11 protein-coding genes and 1 tRNA gene are annotated in these 22,969 nt (G+C 37.3%); 2 read left to right on the top strand and 10 right to left on the bottom strand.

Features of this window, described 5'->3' with window-relative positions:
- Positions 1–34: 34 nt before the first annotated feature.
- Positions 35–964, bottom strand: a complete 930-nt coding sequence (locus GQR60_RS02470; protein ID WP_148096529.1) for a helix-turn-helix domain-containing protein — start codon at positions 962–964, stop codon at positions 35–37.
- Between the two features lie 313 nt (positions 965–1,277).
- On the opposite strand from GQR60_RS02470, the gene GQR60_RS02465 reads away from it, so the two are divergent.
- Both GQR60_RS02465 and galA read left to right on the top strand, forming a co-directional pair.
- Positions 1,278–1,351, top strand: a tRNA-Arg gene (locus tag GQR60_RS02465).
- A 358-nt stretch (positions 1,352–1,709) separates the two neighbouring features.
- The gene (gene galA / locus GQR60_RS02460) at positions 1,710–4,532 is read left to right on the top strand and encodes a beta-galactosidase GalA (RefSeq protein WP_124991408.1); all 2,823 of its coding nucleotides are present in this window, start codon (positions 1,710–1,712) and stop codon (positions 4,530–4,532) included.
- A gap of 165 nt (positions 4,533–4,697) precedes the next feature.
- Here galA and GQR60_RS02455 read toward each other — a convergent pair whose 3' ends face one another.
- The 9 genes from GQR60_RS02455 to GQR60_RS02415 all read right to left on the bottom strand — a co-directional run bounded on the left by GQR60_RS02455 (position 4,698) and on the right by GQR60_RS02415 (position 22,951).
- On the bottom strand, positions 4,698–5,342 hold the full coding sequence (locus tag GQR60_RS02455) for a hypothetical protein (protein WP_124991407.1): 645 nt from the start codon (positions 5,340–5,342) through the stop codon (positions 4,698–4,700).
- A 1,311-nt stretch (positions 5,343–6,653) separates the two neighbouring features.
- Positions 6,654–7,115 (bottom strand): YehS family protein, encoded by a 462-nt coding sequence (locus GQR60_RS02450; protein WP_124991406.1) that lies wholly within the window; start codon positions 7,113–7,115, stop codon positions 6,654–6,656.
- A gap of 297 nt (positions 7,116–7,412) precedes the next feature.
- The gene (locus GQR60_RS02445) at positions 7,413–9,773 is read right to left on the bottom strand and encodes a glycoside hydrolase family 3 C-terminal domain-containing protein (RefSeq protein ID WP_124991405.1); all 2,361 of its coding nucleotides are present in this window, start codon (positions 9,771–9,773) and stop codon (positions 7,413–7,415) included.
- Between the two features lie 467 nt (positions 9,774–10,240).
- On the bottom strand, positions 10,241–12,484 hold the full coding sequence (locus GQR60_RS02440) for a glycoside hydrolase family 3 N-terminal domain-containing protein (RefSeq protein ID WP_124991404.1): 2,244 nt from the start codon (positions 12,482–12,484) through the stop codon (positions 10,241–10,243).
- A 245-nt stretch (positions 12,485–12,729) separates the two neighbouring features.
- Positions 12,730–13,596, bottom strand: a complete 867-nt coding sequence (locus tag GQR60_RS02435; RefSeq protein WP_124991403.1) for a hypothetical protein — start codon at positions 13,594–13,596, stop codon at positions 12,730–12,732.
- Positions 13,597–13,703: 107 nt separating this feature from the next.
- Positions 13,704–15,212, bottom strand: coding sequence for a RagB/SusD family nutrient uptake outer membrane protein (locus GQR60_RS02430; protein WP_124991402.1), 1,509 nt, complete (start codon positions 15,210–15,212; stop codon positions 13,704–13,706).
- 19 nt (positions 15,213–15,231) lie between these two features.
- Positions 15,232–18,360 carry a SusC/RagA family TonB-linked outer membrane protein gene (locus tag GQR60_RS02425; RefSeq protein ID WP_124991401.1) on the bottom strand — a complete coding sequence of 1,043 codons (3,129 nt, stop codon included), beginning with the start codon at positions 18,358–18,360 and terminating at the stop codon, positions 15,232–15,234.
- A 273-nt stretch (positions 18,361–18,633) separates the two neighbouring features.
- Positions 18,634–21,390, bottom strand: coding sequence for a carbohydrate-binding protein (locus tag GQR60_RS02420; protein WP_225441315.1), 2,757 nt, complete (start codon positions 21,388–21,390; stop codon positions 18,634–18,636).
- A 58-nt stretch (positions 21,391–21,448) separates the two neighbouring features.
- A complete protein-coding gene (locus GQR60_RS02415) occupies positions 21,449–22,951 on the bottom strand; it encodes a glycoside hydrolase family 30 protein (protein ID WP_124991400.1) in 1,503 nt (500 codons plus the stop codon).
- Positions 22,952–22,969: the final 18 nt, after the last annotated feature.

The raw sequence follows: 22,969 nt of genomic DNA, 5'->3' as shown, positions 1-22,969 counted from the left end.
ATCGGTAAATGGACAAATTCCCTTTATTGTTGGATTATTTTCTAATCAGACTCCGATAATCGCTTAATGTTTGACTGGTGTATTTTTTAAAGAAGCGGCTAAAATAAGCCGGATCATTAAAACCCAAATTATAAGCTATTTCCTTGGTATTCAAATCAGAACTATAAAGCATTTTTTTTGCTTCTTTTATCACTCTGTTTCTGATTAATTCTCCTGCTGTGATACCGGTTGTTTTCTTCGTAATCTCATTCAAACATGTTGCTCTCAAATTAAGCATATCGGCGTAGGAAGAAACATTTTTTTGTTCCTTGTAATTATCATCTATCAGCTGTTTAAATTTAATAATGACCGAGCCAGGATGCTCTTCGTCTAAACTCACATCCAAATCGTGCTGCTCTTCATAAATTCTTCTTGATTCCAATAAAAACAACTTCAATTGCTGCAATAACATCTCGTGACGGTATCGATCATCGTTCTCAAATTCTTTTTCCATCAATTCTATAATTCCCTTAAAAACCATTTGCTGCTTTTCATCCAATGTAATAATTGATCGGAAATCGGGGTTACTGAACAATGTTGAATCGGAAACTGAATCTTCACCATTCTCTTTAACAGCAAAAAATGCTTCGTTAAAGGTTATAGAATAACCTGTGCAATGTGCATTACTAATAAAACGATGCATTAAGCCCGGCGGCACAAAAAGAATCGAATTTTTACGCAATGTGTACTCAACATATTTGGTGGCATGTATTGCTTCTCCTTCCTTAATCCATGTAATGGTGTAAAAATTATGCATATGATCGTCCCCATTCTGCTTTCTTACCTCATTACACATGTTCTGAAGTTTATGAATGTGAAATAATGCCTTGGATTCTTCAAGGTCCTCAAATAATTCTGAAGGTTCTCTGTTCATATGATTATAATTGTGTGTGTTTGCCATATGAAACTCCCAAATTACACTCATTCTTACTGTAATTCTTTTCACATGGTTGTTTCAACTGTTTCTTTGTATTCTAGTAAAATTATACAAATAATTCCAGACAATTATATCTTTTACTTGTTAATCGCTTGTTAAACTTCGCCAACATTCATATATCCTTAGCTAAATTTACTACTAGCCAAGACTTCTTAGCTAGTTGCAGTAAAAATTCTTCTATTGTAAAATCCTACCTGTAAAGTTCTTAGCAAAACCATTCGTTTTTGTCTCTAAAAAAACATTAAAACATTTGGAGAAATCGGTCTAAAACCCCTATATTTGCAGGACAAACAAGAATAAAGGACGCGTAGCATAACTGGATAGTGCACCTCGTTACGGCCGAGGAGGTTGGGGGTTCGAATCCCTCCGTGTTCACAGAAAACTCATCAAAAAATTGATGAGTTTTTTTTATGGGCTAATTTCTCAAATTTAAACCGGGATGAGAACCCAATTGGGGTTCGTAACTTGTTCATGACGAGGAACGAGGAATAATCCCTCCGTGTTCACTGAAAAACTCATCAAGAAATTGATGAGTTTTTTTTATGGGCTAATTTCTCAAATTTAAACCGGGATGAGAACCCTTTATAGCATGAGAATTAACAAAAAATGTATCGAGTACCGTTTTTAATGGTGCTTTTTTACCATTAAACTTTGATAAAATACTATTAATTCCTGTAATTCAAAAAGGGTATATTTATAACCTTTACGTATATCAAATTAACTGGAATTATTTATGAAATCTATTTCTCTTAATCGATTTTTTTTCTTTTTGGTATTTTCAATACCATTTTGTATTTCAGCACAAAAGCACACCGAAAGAGAGCTGATTTTAATTGATAAAGACTGGCGTTTTTCGTTTGGTCATTTATATGATACTCAGAAAGATTTTAATCATGCAACAGGATATTTTTCCTATTTAGCCAAAACCGGATATGGAGATGGTCCGGCAGCTCCAGCTTTTGATGATCGTGCGTGGCGAAAATTAGATTTGCCTCACGATTGGGCTGTAGAGCAATCGTTTAGTGAAAAAGCCAGTTTTAGTCACGGATTTAAAACTGCCGGGAAAAATTTTCCTGAAAAAAGCATAGGCTGGTATCGAAAAAAAATCAATATTCCGGAAACAGATAAAGGACGAATTATTTCTTTAAAATTCGATGGCGTTTTTAGAAATTCAAAAGTTTTTTTTAATGGACATTATCTCGGAACAGAAGAAAGCGGTTATAATGGTTTTGAATATGATATTACAGCATATGTGAATTACGGCGGCAAAAATACAATTGTTGTGCGTGTTGATGCTTCGATGGAAGAAGGCTGGTTTTATGAAGGTGCCGGAATTTACAGACATGTATATTTAAAGAAAACGAATCCGATTCATGTTGCAGAAAACGGAACTTATGTTACCTCAGAAATAAAAGAAAATAATGCGGAAGTTACGGCTGATGTTACTATTGAGAATAAAGGCAGTTATAAAGGTATGATTGAAGTTGTCCAGACTATTTTGGAGGCTTCAGGAAAACAAATTGCAACTATTTCTGAAAATACAACGACTCCTGATTTTTATAAAACAATACATTACACTTCAAAATTACAAGTAAATAATCCATTGTTATGGGATATTGAAAATCCGAATTTGTATCATTTAATGACTCAGATTAAACAAGACGGAAAAATTATTGATCATTATGAAACAACTTTCGGAATAAGAACAATAAAGTTTGATGCCGAAAAAGGTTTCTTCCTGAATGGAAAATCAGTAAAACTAAAAGGCACCAACAATCATCAGGATCATGCGGGAATAGGAACAGCTTTGCCGGACGAATTGCAGTATTTCAGAATCAAAAAACTGAAAGGGATGGGTTCGAATGCGTATCGTTGTTCGCATCATCCGCCAACTCCTGAATTGTTAAAAGCTTGTGATGAATTAGGGATGCTGGTTATTGATGAAACCAGATTGATGGGAATTAACGATTATCATTTAAATAATTTAAAACGAATGATCGAACGCGACCGTAATCATCCGAGTATTTTTTGCTGGTCTGTTGGAAATGAAGAATGGAAAATTGAAGGTGGAATTGTTGGTGAGCGTATTACGAACGTCATGCAGGGTTTTACAAAAAGTATCGATACTACAAGACCTGTTACAGTTGGAATTAGCAGTGGTTTTAAAAGCGGAATATCATCTGTTGTAGAAATTATGGGCTATAATTATTTGGGTAACGGGGATATTGATGCCCACCGAAATGAATTCAAACAACAGCCTGGAATGGGAACAGAGGAAGGTTCTACATTTGCAGCACGAGGAATTTATTTTACAGATGATACCAAACATTATCAAAGTGCCTACGACAGAAAACCTCGTCCGACATTTTACAGCATTGAAGAAGGCTGGAAATTTTATGCAACGCGTCCGTATTTAGCAGGACTATTTATTTGGACGGGATTTGATTATCGCGGAGAACCAACGCCTTACGGCTGGCCATCTGTAACTTCTTATTTTGGAATGATGGATGTTTGCGGTTTCCCGAAAGACAATGTGTTTTACTTAAAATCATGGTGGGGAAATGAACCTGTTTTGCACATTATGCCACATTGGAACTGGAGTGGAATGGAAGGCAAGGAAATCGACGTTTGGGCCTATTCAAATTGCGATGAAGTAGAACTTTTCCTGAACAAAAAAAGCTTGGGCAAAAAGAAAATGAAGCAATACGGACATTTAGAATGGAAGGTAAAATACACGCCGGGAACTCTTGAAGCGATTGGTTATAAAAACGGCAAAAAAGTACTTTCAGAAATCCAGAAGACAACTGAAAATCCCGAGAATATAAAGCTTTCGGTTGATAAAGAAAACCAGACAAACAGCAATGTTGTTGTGGTAACCGTTGAGACAACAGACAAAAATGGTGTACATGTACCAACTGCAAATCATGAAATAACATTTTCTTTAAAAGGTGGAAAAATTCTTGGTGTTGGCAATGGAAACCCGACATCTTTAGAAAAAGACCAATTTATTGATAATATAGAATTACTGCCAATAACTGATTTTGAAGAGAAAAAACTGGCTTCAGCAGATTCAAATCAAAAAGTAACAGATTCTGAAGATAACTGGCTGGAAGGGTTTAAAGACAGAGATTATAAAAATCAGGCTCCGGCTTATGTTTACAGAGGTAAATTTGATTTAAAGAGCAATCTTAAAACAAATACGGTTACTTTCTTTTATAAAAAAATTGGCGCAAACGCAGTAATTTCTGTCAACGGAAATAAAATTGCCCCGAGTACAGAAGATGATCAAAAATATGTTTTTAATACCAGTGTTTTAAAGCAAGGAACAAACGCCATTCAGATTATTGCTCAGCCTTTGCAAAAATTAAAAGAGTGGGATGTTATGAACACAGATCCCGGAATTATTCAGGTAATAACACCGTCTGAACCCTGGAAACGAAAGTTGTTTAACGGATACGCACAAATCATTATTCAAAAAGAGGATAATACAAATGAAGTTGTTTTATCGGCTGCAGCCAAAGGTTTAAATGCCGGGAGTTTAACTTTGAAAAAATAATTTCAGGTTAGTTTAACCGCAAAAAATAGAGGTTACAGGTGGCCTTACAATTAATATATATCCACACAAAAAAACTGAGTATTTGTAAATTAAGTAATTTGTTTAAAGTTTAAAAAAATGCCACCCGAATTATCAAGTGGCATTTCAAAATTATTAAGCTTCTAATTATTTGACAACTATGCCCAAAACTTCTAATTTCTGACGCTCGCTACCCTCGTAAAACAAATCGAGACAGGCACGCAAATCGGAGCAATAGGCCATAAATTCGACATAGTACTCTTGTTTTTGAGCGGTGGCTTGCTGCGCTTCTCCATCCTCTTTTTCAGCCTTCAGCTTTAAGTCATCCAGTTTGACCAAGTCTGCCTGCAATGCTGTAATTGCCTCGGGCGTTAAACTAGCCAGTGTCAGTTTTTCCTGAATAGCTTCATGTGTAATAATTGCACTTACAGTATCATCAGCTAAAGATTTCCACTCAGGATATGCCGCCGGCACTTCCTTATTTAAACGCAAAAGGGTTGATAATTCAAGATCATTTTTAAAAAAGTAGCGCCCCACCTTACGAATACGAATCAGCTTATCGCGCAGCATCGTGTAAAACCCGTTGAATTCCCGAGTTGCCTGACTGGATTCAATACCTTCGATATTTTGAAGCTCGAAAGCTGTTTTGGTTTTTGTATAAAGCGACTTTCCCAATTCGATACGCTCTTCGGAATAGATTGGCTGTATGCATTCCTTAATGGATTCAGCAGCCGAAATACCATAAACCAATAGTCGTCCTTTTTCCAGTTCTTTTAAATAACTTTCTTTCATCTGTTTGTATTTTTTTATTTTTGGTTAGATGGAACTTTCCATGAGTAAATAATCATTCCCGAGTATGAGTTAATAATTATTGAATCATGAACGTTTCATAACATTACTTTATAAATGCTCTTTTTTTTATTTGCCATAATGAAATTATTATTCTCAAGTCTGAAAAGCAAAAACTATTCAATAAATTTTTTATGATATATTTCACACTTTAGGAATTCATTTTTTATGACTTTCTGTCACTTTTTGATGATTCCCCCGGCTTTTTAGCTTTTCCCTGCACTTTTCTCCGACTTTCTGTCACTTATGTTCAATCTCCCCACAGTTTGGAAGTGTTCCCCTCACTCATCTCTAATTTTATTGCACTTGAGTAGGATTTTCCTGAGCTTATTAGCTCCTCTCCTCTCTGTTTTGAGATTTTATGCTGCTGATGTGATGCTGAATTGTTCTTTTATGGGATTTTGGAGGGATTTGGAGAGTAGAAAACTGGTGTGACGTGGTTTTTTTCTTGGGGTTGAAAAAAAGGACGCGTAGCATAACTGGATAGTGCACTACCTTACGCCAACATAGGTTGGGGTTCGTAACTTGTTCCCGACAAGGAAGAATCCCTCCGAGTTCACTAATTGTAAACAATCAGCTAGTTGAGACTAATTGGGTGTTTTTGGGTTAAATAACTCCTCTCCCATTCCATAACCTTGTATCTTGCATAAGATCTGCACAAAGGGTGTATTTTCACACATTTCCCTGTTCAAACTCGATTTCAACAAAATTGATCTCGCAGATCGATGCGTAGCATTACTAGAAGTTTATGATAATCGGTACATATATGTATTTAATGGATACAACTTATATGAAGAAAAATAAATGACTCCCTTAAAATAAAACAGGTTTGAACCTGCAAAGAGAAGTAATTACGAAACTCTGACAGGTATTATACGCTGTCAGGATATCGTAATTGGACTGAACTGATCAACGAGTTTTTATTATTATTTCGGGTTGTAAATCCTATTGCTCAGAACTCCTGATTGCAAATCAGGGGCAGCAGCGGTAATCTTTAGTCATACCCTGACATTTACAGCTTCTCTATAGTCAGAGCATGACAAGAAAAATATTTTAAGGCGATACGGCTGGCCCAGATTTGTTATCTGGATTTAATTAGTTGGCGATTTATAATCGCCTAAGCTGTAAATAGAGGATTGAAAATCCTCAACTCGAAACCTGCAGATTTGTAATCTGCAGGAGCACGGGAAATTATAAGATGTTGTATTTGTGTGATTTTTCAAATTATTTCTTCTGTCCTATAGAATGTTTGCCTTACTTATTTTTGTATTTCTTTTGCAGTGCATTCAAAAAATATCTTAGGTACTGATCTAAAAATTCTCGATAGTGTTTATGATCTGGATTACGGAAAAAAGCACTCAACTCATGTTTGCTTATTTTTTTATCTATTAAGGCGAGCATATCTAAGATGTCATCTGATTTCAAGTCCAATGCAATTTTTAGTTTCCGAAGAATCATATTGTTACTTAAAGGATCTTCTGGCTCTGGTAGTGGGCCTTCTCTTTTTCCGCGTTTTTCAATGATTAATCCGTTGAGGAAAATAGCCAGTTCTTTATCTGTGATTTCTACTAATAATGGGTCATCATCTTTTTTAAACCAACCATCCAAATCCGCTTTACTGACATCGTAATTGGCTAATTTAAAAAGTTCAATCATTTTGAGATCACTAAAGTCAAACACGTAACGAACACGTCTTAATATATCATTATTGGTCATATTGTCTTTTATTTAATTTTCACTTCATTCATAATTTTCATTTTCCTAATCTACCCCCCGTTACTTGTGAGGCAGTTGCGCTAATCAACTCTTATTGTATTCAGGTTCCCGAAACTACAAAACAATAAGTGCTTACCAAAAGAAACAAGAAGAAATAAAAAAAGACCACCCCTTGCGGGATGATCTTTACCTAAATGAATGAAGGGATTACTTCTATTTCCTTCGGTATGCAAAAACGATTTAAGTCGTTGTTTCTGCCAGTGGAAATTCCTCTGGTCTACATATTTGTAATCGTTATTATGGATTATAAGTAAAACCCTTACATTTCTCGACCAATTCCATTACTTGAGCATGAGATATTTCGCCATTGGTTATGTAAGGATATTTTATCATTGGATGATCGACCATAAAGCCTGGGAAATCTGCATTATAACCTGATTTTCCTTCTCCTGTGAAGCCTTTGATCCAATTTGGAACTAATTCCATCAGCAATGCCCGGGTTTGCTTGTTTTTCCAGTATTCGCTAAAAAATGTGTACTCGTCGAAAGCCAAAGGAACTTGTTGCGTTGATTGCAGGGCAACAACTTCTGATAATCTGATATCGCGTGATGATGATGCTGCAGAAATTGTAAATTCGCCGCTTTCAGCAATCCACATCTCTCTTTTTCCATCGTAGCAGGAGAAATCCCGGGCTTCCAATTTAAAAGTCACTTCTTTTTCTTCTCCCGGCTCTAAGTCAATTTTCGCGAACTTCTTCAACTCTTTTTTAGGGCGAAATAGTGTACTTTTATTATCGGTAACATACAATTGCACAACTTCTTTCCCTTTTACATCACCTGTATTTTTAACTGTTACTGTTGCGCTTACTCCTTCTTTATCGGTCGTTTTTTTAGCCGATAGTTTAAGATTACTGTATTCAAAAGTTGTATAAGACAATCCAAATCCAAAAGGAAACAGAGGTTCAATTTTCTTTTCATCGTAGTAACGATAGCCAACAAATATGCGCTCTCCGTAAAGGACTTCGCCTTGCTCACCCGGAAAATTTAAAAATGAAGGAGTGTCTTCTAATTTCACAGGAAATGTTTCGGCCAGTTTGCCTGATGGATTTATTTTCCCAAACAAAACATCGGCAACAGCACCAGCTCCGGCTTGTCCGCCCAGCCAGGTTTCCAAAATACCATCCACTTCATTTATCCATGGCATGGTAACTGCGCTTCCGTTGGTAAGTACGGCAACCGTGTTTTTCTGAACTTTCGCAATCTCACTAATTAGTTTGTTATGAGATACAGGCATATTAATATGGGTTCGGTCTATGCCTTCGGATTCGTACTGCAATGGTAAACCTGCAAATACCAAAGCAATATCGGCATCGGCAGCTGCTTTTTTGGCTTCATCTATTAGCGACGTATCATTATCATCAGATAATTTATAGCCTTGCGCATAGCTTATTTTTATGTCCTTGCCATATTCTTTTTTGATGATGTCAAGCGCTTTATCAAGCCGGGTAGGTTTCACTTCAGAGCTTCCGTTTCCCTGATAACGGGGAGCTGAGGCAAATTCTCCAATAATGGCTACACGCTTGTACTTCTCTTTTGTTACAGGTAATATCTGATTTTTGTTCTTCAAAAGTGTTATGGCTTCTGATTCAACCTGCCGTGCATAAGCGTGATGCTTTTCAGCATTGAGTTCAGCACCTTCTTTTTCGAGAGCTTTTGCTTTAAATACAATTGTCAGGATCTCTTTTACCAATCCATCAACAACGGCAATATCCAAATCTCCGTTTTTAACTGCTTCCACTACAAGAGAATCATTTACACCACTAACTCTGGGCATTTCGATGTGCATGCCTGCTTTCATTGCTTCAACCCGGTTAACCACTGCAAACCAGTCTGAAATAACAATGCCTTTAAATCCCCATTCCTTTTTAAGCATATCGGTTAACAAATACGGACTTTGAGTGCCGTAAACGCCCTGAACCCGATTGTAACAGGCCATAATTGTCCATGGCTGTGCCTTTTTAACCGCTATTTCGAATGGAGTGAGGTAAATTTCGTGCAGGGTACGATTATCCATATTGGAGTTGTTGTACATGCGCATGGTTTCGACATTGTTGGCTGTATAATGTTTTAATGATGTTCCCACGCCCTGGCTTTGAACTCCGTTGATATAGGCGGCTCCCAGTTCGCCTGATAAAATTGGGTCTTCAGAAAAGAACTCAAAATTTCTTCCGCCCAAAACTGATCGTTTGATGTTGACACCCGGCCCTAGAATTACATTCACATTTTGCGCCTGGCATTCTTCACCTATGGCTTGTCCAACTTTATTGACCATATCTAAATTCCATGTTGCAGAAAGTGCCGATGCAGTTGGAAAGCAGGTAGCCGGCAACTGATCGCCGTAACCAGCCTTATTGGTTGCCGGCGCCCGGCGCAGACCATGGGGACCATCTGCCACCCAAATCCATGGGATATTCAGGCGTTCGACCGGCTGTGTGCTCCAGTCATCGCGACCGGAACAAAGAGCAGCTTTCTCCTCTAAAGTCAATTTAGAAACCAGTTGGTCAATTTTATCATTGACATCCAGGTCTGATTTTTTAGTCTGTGCTTTCAATACCATATTTGATAGTATTAGGATGGAAAACAATAGTAAATTTTTCATGTTTTATTAATTACAAATTATAGGGTTTAAGGTACAAATAATTATCATTATACACATTTAAAATCCGGCTTAAACAATCAACATAAAAGATTGATTTAAAAATCATTTGACACGAAAAAACTGATTTTAAACTTACCAATTATACCAAATTAACATCAAAATTGATCTTATAAAATAGTGCTTATAGAATCAAGTCATACCCTGACAAGAACGGCTTGGATATAGTCAGAGCATGACAAGCTGATATTTTAAGCAGGATTTTGAAATTAAAACTGATTTTAAACTTGCCAATTATACCAAATTAACATCAAAATTGATCTTATAAAATAGTGCTTAGAATCAAGTCATACCCTGACAAGAACGGCTTGGATATAGTCAGAGCATGACAAGCTGATATTTTAAGCAAAATTTTGAAATTAAATTGGTATTACAAGGATATAGTTGTGCCATAAAAATTAAAACAGTTCCTATTTCACTGCAAACTCAGCACCCAAATCGGCATTGGAATTTCCTCCAATCCAAAGCATAAATTTTCCAGGCTCAACAACATTCGTCATTTGCTGATTATGAAATGACAATTCGCTTGCCGGAATTGTAAAACTCACCCTTTTGGCTTCTCCTGCCTTCAGTTTCACCCGATCGAAAGCTTTTAGTTCTCTTACCGGTCTGGTAACATCTCCAACCAGATCACGAATGTAAACCTGTACAACTTCTTCGGCAGTACATTCGCCTTTGTTGCTTAACAAAACGGATACTTTCAACTCTTCTGTTCTTGCAATCACCGGTGTTTCAATCCGTAAGTCTGAATATTCAAAATCAGTATATGATAATCCAAAACCAAAGGGATATAAGGGTTCAAAACCTTCATCCATGTAATGAGAAGTATTTCCCAATGATGTTTGATAGGCCTTTACGGGAATTTTATCAATTGAAGGCCAGTTATTGGGATCAACAGGTCGTCCGCTGTTTTTATGATTGTAGTGCATGGGAATCTGTCCAACCGATTTTGGCATTGTAATAGGCAATTTACCTGAAGGTGATACTTTTCCAAACAAAATATTTGCCAATGCTGTTCCTCCCATAGTTCCCGGATGCCATGCATACAGCACTGCATCTGCATTTTCGTATACATCTCCAATACTCAATGCTCTTCCTGCCATTACAATCAGAACGACTGGCTTGCCTGTTTCCGATATTTCCTGTATCAGTTCTTTTTGAATTCCAGGAAGATCAAGTCTGGCCCGGCAATGAGCCTCTCCTGATAATATCGCTTCCTCGCCCACGCATACAACAACAACATCAGAGGATTTTGCAGCCTTTATTGCTTGTTTGAAACCATCTGAATTTTTGTCTCTTGTGTATTTTAATCCTTTTGCAAAATTCACCTTCGCATTTCCCAGTAAATTTCTAATTCCTTCGAGCGGCGTAATTGATAACAAACTGTCGGCATCGAAGCTCCATGTTCCCAATTGCTCGTATTTTTCATGAGCCATCGGGCCAATAACTGCAACTGAATTTATTTTTGTGGAAAGAGGCAACAGCTTATTTTTATTCTTCAAAAGAACGATGCTCTGTTCGGCTGCTTCCAGAGCTGCTTTTTCTATGTCTTTTTCTCCAATTTCGCCCTGTCTGTTTTCATCAACATATGGGTGCTCAAATAAGCCCAGTTCAATTTTGATTCGCAGTATATTTCTTACTGCATCATCAACTAAATCTATATTTATAAGACCCTCATCCAAAAGTTCCTTAATATGATTTTTGTAACAGGTGGAAGCCATTTCCATATCAACGCCTGCTATCAAAGCTTTTTTTGCTGCATCTTTTTCATCAGAAGAAAAACCATGACTGATCAATTCATGAATTGACGCCCAGTCGCTGACCACCATTCCATCAAATTGCCACTCCTCTCTTAAAACCTTACGAAACAAGAATTGATTTCCTGAAGCCGGAACGCCATTCAAATCATTGAATCCTGTCATAAAAGTTCTGATACCGGCATCCTTGGCTGCTTTGAATGATTTAAAATAAACATCCCGCAATTCTCCTTCAGGAATAAGTGTTGTATTATAATCCCGGCCTCCTTCTGCGGCACCATAGCCGGCAAAGTGTTTTGCGCAAGCGGCTATTTTACCATTTGAAAAAAGAGAACCATTGGTGCCCTGAAAACCTTCGGTAGAAGCAACAGCCATTTTTGAAACCAAGTATGGATCCTCTCCAAAACTTTCTGCAATTCTCCCCCATCGGGAGTCTCTGGCAATATCAATCATGGGTGCAAATGTCCAGTTAACACCAGCTAAAGAAGCCTCTTGTGCTGCAATACCTGCCCCTTTTTTTACTATTTCAGGATTCCAGGTAGCTGCTTGCCCCAAAGGAATTGGGAATATGGTTTTAAAACCATGTACAACATCTCTACCTATTAGCAAAGGAATACCCAACCGACTTTCTTCAATTGCTGTTTTTTGAATTTCATTTACTGTTTTTACGTCAACTTCGTTCAAAATAGAGCCAACATTTCCAGCCTTTATTTCTTCTTTTATCTTATCCGGAATTTGTCCGGAAAAGCCATTGATCTGACACATTTGTCCTATTTTTTCATCAATTGTCATCTGCGACAAAAGTTTCTCAATCTTCTGATCATTAATAGATAAAGAAGATACACAAGACTGTAAAAGGCAAAGACATATCCCTAATACGTAAAATCTATTTACCATTTTTTCATTTTTAATCGTTCTTGAAAACCCAAACGGAATCAACTTTCACCTGTGTGAAAATTGAATTAGTTTAGCCCAGAGTTTCTTTCTCAGTCCCTTCAACGGCAAACTTAAAAAAGGGGCGCTGCACAAAGAATTCCAATGCCTTCCGAATGCAACGCCCCATAAACTATTCTAATTTATTATAATCATGAACTCTTCCAGATTTAAATCCATGAGTATATAGCCCAAACCTGACAGAGGTGTTATTGAATTGAACGAATTTCCACATTATCAATAGTAATTCCTTCCTTCATATCACCACCGCCACCTCTTATAACAAGATATACTGTTCCTGCAGTTGCTGCGGTAAAGACCCCATTGGTTTCGGTTGAACTTCCTACCTTAGTAAATTTCCCTGCAAATGGAGTTGTTCCACTTCCATCCCATGTATTTATGCTCAATAATTTTTCTCCTTCATTGTAATCGCCGGATACTGTTTCCGGATCACTATAACCACAATACACTTCGAACCATGTATCAGAACAGCCTGTAGTAGAACTGATATACATATCGATTTGATAACTACGCCCTTCCTCTACCTGGATGGCTTGGTAAATTCCATTACCTCCCCAGCTGGGCGTTGTTAAGTTAGCATTACCGTCATTAAAATTCCAGGTGCCGTTACCTGCACCCGTGCCACCAATTGTCCATTCTGCTATATCATCTTCAGAAGTAAACTTACCTCCTCTGATTAAATTTCCAGAAATTGGATCTGAAGTTTCAACATTCACCACGCTTGATGCTTCGCTGCTTAAAATTCCACCTGCTACAATTACCTTATGCTTTATTTCATATTCTCCTGCATCTGGTAAGAACAATTCAAATGAATTACCGCCAGTAGAAAAACCTGTTCCATCTCCTAGATCCCAATAATTACTAATAACATATTTGTTACTATTGGTCGTAATTTGATATCTATTTGCAGAAATTTCATCCACTGAAAATCTTACATCTATCATTTGTTCTGTTACATGTTCTTGATCGTCGTAAGTATCCTGAGTACAGGAAACCATTCCTAAAGAAGTTAACAAGACGAATAATCCTATATATATTATTTCAATACGTTTCATATGATTATATTTTTGTGTGCTTGCCATATGGAACTCCCAGATTACACTCATCCTCCTGTGTGTAAGACTTTTTATAGGGGTCGTTTCATATGATTATATTTTGTTTTTTAATAAGGATTTTGAGTTAAACCGCTATCTGAATCCATCTCGGCCTGCGGAATAGGCAGATGTTTTTTATTCTCTGTCCAAGTGTTTTTTCTGTATTCGTTTGGAGCAAGTACTGTTGCTGCCATTCCGGTACGAACCAAATCCCAATAGCGCTTACCTTCACCCACAAACTCAAGATGACGTTCCTTAATGATATTATCAACAGTAGCAGTAATGCTACCTACACCTGCCCTATCCCGAACTTCATCTAAATAAGTTTGAGCACTTCCTGTTCCTGATACTCCACGTGCTAATAATTCAGCGGCGTTAAGTAGTGTTTCAGCATATCGGTAAACCCTAAGGTTATTGTTGTAATTCATATCCGCAGAACCTGCATAACCGGCATTTCCGTTAGCTCTTGGAAGGTATTTTTTCAAAAAGTTTCCTGTGTCCTGATAACGTCCTTCGTAAGTAGCTCCAGATTGAGCTGCATAAGTTGCAAAATTTAAAATTCCACCATTTTTACGTTGGTCATTATCCTCATACAAATCATATGCTTCCTGACGGACAGGTTCAAATCCCCAACCTCCATCAAAATCATCACTTCCTGATAAACTATTAATACCAATCAATTTAGGATAAACAGTACCCCCATCACCGATGGCACTCCCCCAATCTTTTCCTCCATTAACACTAAAATAGTTCACTTCAAATATAGATTCCTTAGTCCATTCTCCACTTTCTTCCCAAATTCCTGCAAAATCATCATTCAAGATATATTGGTGACTTGCAATAATTTCATTCATGTAAGCCAATGCTGTTGAATAGCGGCTTTCATCATTCTGATACATCACCACTTCAGTATATACCATATAAGTCATGGCCAAGGACACTCGTCCTGTATTTTCAGAAGTAGTTTTTATTGATAATCCACCATTGGCAATCACATCTTCTAATGTTGTGATTATACCTTCATAAACTTCATCGGCAGTTAACTGAGCTGCTATATATGGAAAATCGAGATTAGTTTCATAATATGGAATATTACCCCAAAGTTTCCATAACCACATATAATAGTAAGCCCTTAATGCTTTAGCTTCAGCAATGTAAAGTGCTTTGTTTGATTCGGAAATATCCTGTACATTATCCATATATTCCAAAACAGCGTTAGCACGCTTTACTCCTGAATAAAAAGTGGTCCATAAATCGCTGCAAACAATTTCCGGTGTCGCTTCGTAATTGAACATCTTATGCAGAAAAGGCAAATCACCCTGGTCATTTCCTCCAACATACACATCATCTGACATTACATCTGACACTAAGTTAAGTTGAGTATATTGTCCCCAGGCATAATCTGTCCAGGATAATGGATCATAAGCAGCAACAAGTGCTTCAAATATACGATCCTCTGTTGTATAATAATCATCTATCAATACGCTGCTTGCCGAATCTACTTCAAGGAACTCCTCTTTACAAGAACCCAAAAGGATAAAAAATAAGCTGCAAATTAAAATATATTTATTCTTCATTACTTTAAGTTTTTAATCGTTAAAAAGACAGGTTTAAACCAACTGTATATGTTCTTGCCTGAGGATATATTCCGCGATCAATACCAAGAGAAGTACCTCCTGAAGAAATTTCAGGATCAAAACCGTCGTATTTTGTGAAAGTGAAAAGATTCTCTGCTGCAACATAAAAGCGCAAACTATTTACAAATGCCTTATTGACAATATTTTTGGGTAGAGTGTAACCTAATGTTACATTTTTTATGCGCATATAATCGCCATCTTTAACATAGAGGTCAGATGATAACCAGTTGCCGTTATTGTCTGAAAATGAAAAGCGAGGAATTGTATTGGAAGTTCCTTCTCCTATCCAACGATCTAACATATAGGCAGGCAAATTAATATAACGCAAGTCTGTACGTCGGGTAGCATCATAAATATCGTTACCAACAGTTCCCTGCAGCATCATGCTAAAATCAAAGCCTTTAAAATCAATTCCAAAGTTTATACCGTATGTCCAGTCAGGCATACCCTTTCCAATCATTGTACGGTCATCATCTCCAATAGAGCCATCTCCATTCAAATCCACAAACCTTACATCTCCAGGAACTGCATTCGCCTGGATTAAGCCACCTTCATTATTCACATGTGAATTAATTTCTGCATAATTTTGGAAAATACCATCTGTTTTATATCCATAAAAATAGGGGAATGGCAACCCATTTTGGGCTCTCGAAATAGTTCCTACATTAGCATAGCTATCGTAATTAGCAAAACCATCTGCATTTCCCAGATTAACCAATTCGTTTTCAAGATAAGAAGCGTTTCCTCTAATGCTAAAGTTGAAATCTCCAAGCTTGAATCTATAGCCTAAATCAAATTCAATACCCCAGTTTTTCATATCTCCAACATTACCAGTTGGTTTTGATTCTCCCACATAAGAAGGAATCGACATCGTCATCAACATTCCATTGGTTTTCTTCTCATAGTAATCAACTGTAAATGTCAATGCACTATTTAAGAATCCGAAATCAAGTCCTATGTCGGTTTGTTCCGATTCTTCCCATGCTAATGAAGTATTAGCCAGCCCAGATGCTTTTGTTCCATTTACTAATGTTCCATTCCCTGGTCCAAAAGCATAATTATTACCTGTTGAAGTAAGGGCGGTATAACCAAAAGCCCCGATATTTTCATTCCCGTTTTTACCCCATGAAGCTCTCAGTTTAGAAGAAGTTAACCACTCTGGACGTGATTCCATGAATGCCTCATTTGTAATATTCCATCCCAGTGAAATTGAGGAGAACACACCATATTTTTTTCCCGGACCAAAATTAGAAGAACCATCTCTACGAATAGTGGCCTGAAACATATATCTCTCTGAAAAGTTATAGCTTAACCGGGCAAACATTGACGCTAAAGTATGTGGGCTCCAAGCTCCTCCTCCAACTGTCTGGTCTCCATTTGCAGCTGTTCCGGTAGTAAAATCAATATTGGCTTTGTCTCCATTTTCTTCAACCATAAATTTATTACTTCCGCCTAAACCACGACCTGTTACTTTTTTAGCTGATTGCCCTAACATTACGTTAAAATTATGCTTGTCGGCAATACTCTTTTCGTATGATAAGATATTTTCTACCTGCCAGGTAAATCCGCGATTCATACTCGACCAAACTTTTGAATAATCAGAATAAGCAGATTTACCTAAATAATATTCAGGTGTCCAACCATCATTACCCCAAAATGCAAGATCAGTTCCAAATGAAGATCTAATCTTTAAATTGTCCCAGATCGTTAATTCGCCCCAAAATGACGACACTAACTTGTCCGAGTTATTCTCTTCTCCCGGTAAAGCCAGCTGAGCGACCGGATTAGTGATTTCGTTATAGTCATCACCAGCGATTGTATAAATTAACCCATTCTTTGGGTCACGAACCGCCGTTGGGTGAAGGGCTGCAGCCGCTGCCTGATCCTCTTCATACAAACCTAACAATGGTGAGAATGAAATTGCACCTCCAAGTGCTGAACCATACTCGGAGTTTGTTCCAATACCTTTAGAGTTTATTCTTGAATAGGCAACATTAATTCCTACTGTTAATTTATTTAAAAAATTACGGTTCATATTATCCAAAAGATGGTATGTTGTATTTGACCTTAATGAGATTCTCTCATAATTAGAACGGTCAAAATTTCCACCAACGATTCCATCCTGCTTATAATAACCTGCAGAGAAATAATATAGAACTTTATCGGATCCGCCGCTAACACTCAATTGATGGTTTTCAACAGGGGCATTGTCATAAAAAACCATATCCTGCCAATCTGTACCCTTACCCAATGCATAAGGATCATCATATCTTGCAGTTTCCCCTGAATTAACTAAACCTTCATTTATCAGTAAAGCATATTGTTGGGCATTTAATACATCCCTTTTATTCCATTTGCTTTGCCAACCTCGCGAGAAATCATATTTTACAGATAATTTGCCTTTATCTCCACTTTTTGTAGTTATCAGAATAACTCCATTAGCAGCACGGGCACCATATACTGCTCCTGATGCAGCATCCTTTAGAACTTCAATAGACTGAATGTCACTTGGATTTAAATAATCTATTCCTCCATCAATTGGCATACCATCAACAATATATAATGGATCACTATTATTAATCGTACCAATACCACGAATTCGTACTTGCGAAGAAGCTCCCGGCTGTCCGGAAGATGATGTAACGGTTACTCCTGAGGCCAATCCTTTCAGAGCATTATCGATGCGAACAGGTGCAATACTTTCTAAATCATCTGCTGAAACTTTCGCAATTGAAGCAGTTAAAACACTCTTTTTCTGCACTCCGTAACCAACAACAATAACTTCGTCAAGTCCTGTTGTTTCCACATTTAAAACCACATTCATTTCTGAATTGTTTCCCACCACAATTTCCTGTGAGCTAAAACCAATCAGCGAAAATACCAGTATCCCATCATTTGAGATCTCAATCTGATATTTTCCATCCATATCGGTAGTAGTACCGATTGTAGTACCTTTAATCACTACCGAGGCAAACGGCAATGGTATACCATCCTCTGCTGAGGCCACTATACCTGTTACGACATGCTTTTGTGCAAAGGATTGCAAGCAAAATAATGCCAAAACTAAAAACAAGACTGTTTTTTTCATAGATAATTAGTTAAGATGATTAGTTAATTATTTTCAATAAATGGATCTGTCTGTTAGCTTCCGGATCCACCGTAATTATATTCGGGTAATTGCAAACCCAATATGTTTTTCCTGCTGATTCCCAGCTTTGTAAGAAACAATAACAGTAAGAGAGCAGCTTCCCTCTTGTGCCTTTTTGGTGATGGCAATTCCGAAATTAAGTTTGACTTTTTTCCCTGAGATATTTGGTGAGGAATTGCCATTGAAATCTGTATTACTATTGAAGCAAAACACTTATTTAACAATCAGAACCTTCACGGTTTTGTTTATGTCTTCACCTGAAACTGTAAGCAGGTATATACCTGTTGCATATTCATTTACATTAATGGAATGACTTTTTTCGGAACTCAACTGAGAAAACAACTGCGTTCCGCCCATCGTAAAAAGACTAATTTGCCTGCTGGAAGAGGATTCAAAACTGAGGTTTAAAATATCGGACGTCGGATTGGGAAATACTTCAAATTTCGACTCATGAATTGGATTCTCAATTCCTGTAACAGTGCCGTCATCAAAAGAAATCCAATTCAGATTGTGTTCTCCTGATTCAGACAATAAGCGTAAAACTGTTTTGCCTTTCGGGAGATCTATTGTTATGGATTTTGTTTGCCAGGATTGCCATCCATTGGTACTTCCAAAAAAAACAGATTCATTGGAAACCATTTCTCCGTTCACTGAGTTCAAAACAAGAATTTTTGCATTTTTTGCTGTAGCAAACCTGAAATTCATAGTGAAAGTTCCCGCTGCCGGCACATACAGCAGATATTCCAAATAATCACCATCCGAAGCATAGGAAGTGTTTCTCCCTTTTCCTGTGTCGGTACAATCTTCCAACTCAAAGCCACTATTGATCATGAAATTTTCCGCTTCAATTTTTCCAGGTATTTCAAAATGCCTGTTGAAATTATTTTCGACAATTACATTTGCAAAAGACTCCAGTTCTTTAGAACCTGATTCTACACTGTTTCCTGTATAGGAAAGTTTGATTTCATGATTATAAAACAAATCCTTCTCAGTCATTAGAATCATCTTTCGGCTGTTATTCGGATCCAAAATAAAATCTGAAATGGGAACTGATTCTCCATCAACCGTTAATTCAAATTCATTGATATTAATATCGTTTTCAACCGATGTAATTGGCCGATTTACATCAAGAAATATTTCATTATCAATTTTTGCAGAACCGGCTTTTAACAGCTTAAAAGGAACAGCGCTTATTTCGACTGGTTCAATCAATGAAAAGCGGTTTACATTCAGCTCACCGCCATCAAACACAAGTTTAATTTTAACCATGCCTTTTGGCAGAATAATGTTATTTATTGTGCTGGTTATATAGCTGGTCCAACTGCCTGTAGAAGGAAGTTCAAACGTTTCGGAAACTATCTGACCGTTTGCCTCAATATGCATAGAGGCTTTCCCGGTACCAGCTGTTCTGATTTCTAATTTATAGGCCGCATTAGCTTCCGAATTAACGGTATACTGTAACCACTCACCGCTTTTCACAAAACCAACATTGTAACCATTGGTTTCCGTATCATTACACTTCTCAATATCCACACCGTCATTGCGGTATTCCCAACCCTGATTCCATGCCTTATATTCACCGGTATTTAGATGATAATTTGCAGTGTCTGTATCGAAGTAAGCATAGTTGTTTCTGCCCAGATCATAATCGACGGCAAATATTTTCTGACTTGTAGTATGTGTTTTAAATGGTTTTGTTTCTGTTGTGTGAGGCTGACGAATAAGGGCATCAATTACATCGTACTGAATCGTACAATTTTCAAATTTGTGATTGTTGGCAAAGGTCATAACCGCACTAAATGCTTCATCCGAAGTCATTGTACCATTGCCTTTCCACATCTCAATCATTTGTAAATAATCAGCATTCGTTTCAACCTTTAGTATGTTATTAATGCCTGATTTTTTCACCGGCCACCATGACCATCCCACATTGTTGCTTTCTGCTAATGCCGCCAAATTTGTGAACCATGTATTCGAGTTTTCTCCTGTTTCACCCAACCAAACCGGACGATTTTGCTCTTCTCTAAAATCTGTTATCCATTTTAGTGCATTTACATCATTATATGTCCAATATTTATGAAAACTGTAAACCATGTTATCATCCCAGGCAGGAGTCAAACCAGAAAAATCATTAGCAAACGAATTCCCTTCAATAAATAAAATGTGATTGGTATCCACCTCACGAATGGCATCGGTAATTTTGCCATACAAATCGCGAATTTTCGAATTGTTGCCCTCGGGAAATGTCCAATTGATCTCATTAATTAGATCATAACCTCCAATCCATGGCTCATTACTATATCTTTCAGCAATTTTTTTCCAGAGTGCAACTGTTTTGTCTTTGTTCAATTCACTTTCCCATAAGGATGGCTTCGAAGAATCGTAGTCAGAAATTGCAGCATCTTTCCCTTGTCCTCCTGGTGCTCCATGCAAATCAAGAATCAAATACATCTGATTATCGGAACACCACGAAAGCAAATCATCTATCATGTCGAAGCCTTTGTTTGTCCATGTTATTTCGCCTTGTACAGGTTCGTTTTCGATGGCAGGAGTAAACCATTTGTAATGCATTGCAACACGTATACAATTAAATCCCCATGCAGACATCGAGTCAACATCAATTTTTCTAAAATGATTTGAAAGCCAAACATCATAAAATTCGTTGGTGCGGGTCTCTCCTACTGTTTCAATTAATTTATTTCTGAACTCATGCTGAGTGTTAGCTACATCTGAAGACTGCATCATGTAACCTTCCTGAATCATCCAATTCCCGGTTCCGATACTTCTGATTATTAAATTGTTTCCATTTCCATCAACAATACTTGTTCCATTAACATGTGCAAATCCCTGCGAAAAAGCAGGAGCGGAAAAACTAAGGAACAAGAATATAAAAAAGGAGAGATTGAGAAAAATCTTCATTTTACAATTCCCGTATTTTCCTTCTGATTGATATTCAAGTCGTCGTAACATATTTTTACTATTTAGCAGCAGTTTCATTGGTATAGATTTATTCCTGTTGGATTTGTGGTTATTCGTTAATAACAATTGTTGCAATTGAATGAGCAGGAAGAACAGACAATGCACCTCTTCCTTCTAACCATATTTTAAATTCAAGTTGCTTATCGGTTTGATTCATTGCTACAACAGCAATGCTATTGTCTTCATTTACAAAAGCTGTTGCCAGAATATTGTCATCATTCGAAGAACAAATGATACGCTGTGCACCTGGACGGATGTATTTTGAGAAATGCCCCAGGTAGTAATAGGAATTCATGTAGACAATTTCACCCGTTTTTGTATTTCCGATAATTGGTGCGTAACAATAATTGGCAACATGATTCGGACCTCCTTTTTCATCGAGTAAAACATTCCAATCAACCCAGCCCGAAGCCGAATTATTAAGATCATGAATAATTGACTCTCCATATCTTTCTCCCCAACTCCATTCACCCAGCTTACTGTAATCGAACGGGAATACACATCCTTCAGTGAAAATGGTTTTCTTATCAGGGAATGCCTCGGATACAAGTTTCACGTTTTCAAAATGATCTCCGGTATACCAATGAAAACCAGTACCCCAAATATATTTTGAAGCTTCAGGATCATCTAAAACAACTTGAGCACGCTGGTACATTAATCCTCGGTTGTGATCCCAGATAATAATTTTCTTGTCCCCCATTGAACTATTTTCAAGAGTTGGCCCCAGATATTTTTTTACAAAATCTCTTTCTTCCTCAGCAGTAAAAATGCAGGATTCCCAGCGTTGAACTGCCAATGGCTCATTTTGAACTGTAAGCCCCCAGAAATCAATCCCCTGCTTTTTATAGGCATCAAAGAATTTAACGAAATAATCAGCCCAAGTCTGAAAATATTCCGGTTTTAAACTTCCTCCTTCCAACATGTTGTTGTTGGTTTTCATCCACGCAGGAGGACTCCAGGGTGAAGCGAAAAGTTTCATTTCATTCCCTGATTTGGCCAAAGCTTCTTTGATGAAAGGTATTTTATATTGATTGTCGTGTTCTATGGAGAAATTGTCTAAAGCCGTGTCGCCGCCTACTTCTGCATAAGAATAGCTTTCACTTGAAAAATCACAACTATGAATATGAGTACGACACAAACTATAGCCAATTCCCTTTTCACGATCGAAATAAGCCTCTAAAATTTCGTTTTGTTTGTTTTTGGGAAGCTTATAAAAAGTTTCTGCGGCAGCATCGGTAAGTGCACCACCAAAACCTTCAATAATTTGAAAACGCTTTTTTGCATCTAGTATAAGAGTGGAAAAATGTTCTTCCGGCTGATTAAAATCCCCAACCAACAGGCCATCAGATTTTGAGAATCTTAAATCCCCTTCTTTTGCGGTAGTATATTGAATTGCTTTTTCAAGAGTAATCTTATTATTGCTTCGACTATTCGTCTGCAAATTTTGATCTCCATTCTGTTGATTGCTTTGTCCTGCAATTGGATTACATGCATTAAGTATGCCTATGCTAATAACTGCAAATAAAAAATATTTCAATATTGTGCTTGTCATCTATTTGTTTGTTTGATT

Source organism: Labilibaculum euxinicum (genome assembly GCF_009795715.1).
Taxonomy (GTDB): domain Bacteria; phylum Bacteroidota; class Bacteroidia; order Bacteroidales; family Marinifilaceae; genus Labilibaculum; species Labilibaculum euxinus.
Note: the sequence above shows the minus strand (reverse complement) of the source record. Positions and strands in the feature narration are given on the sequence as shown.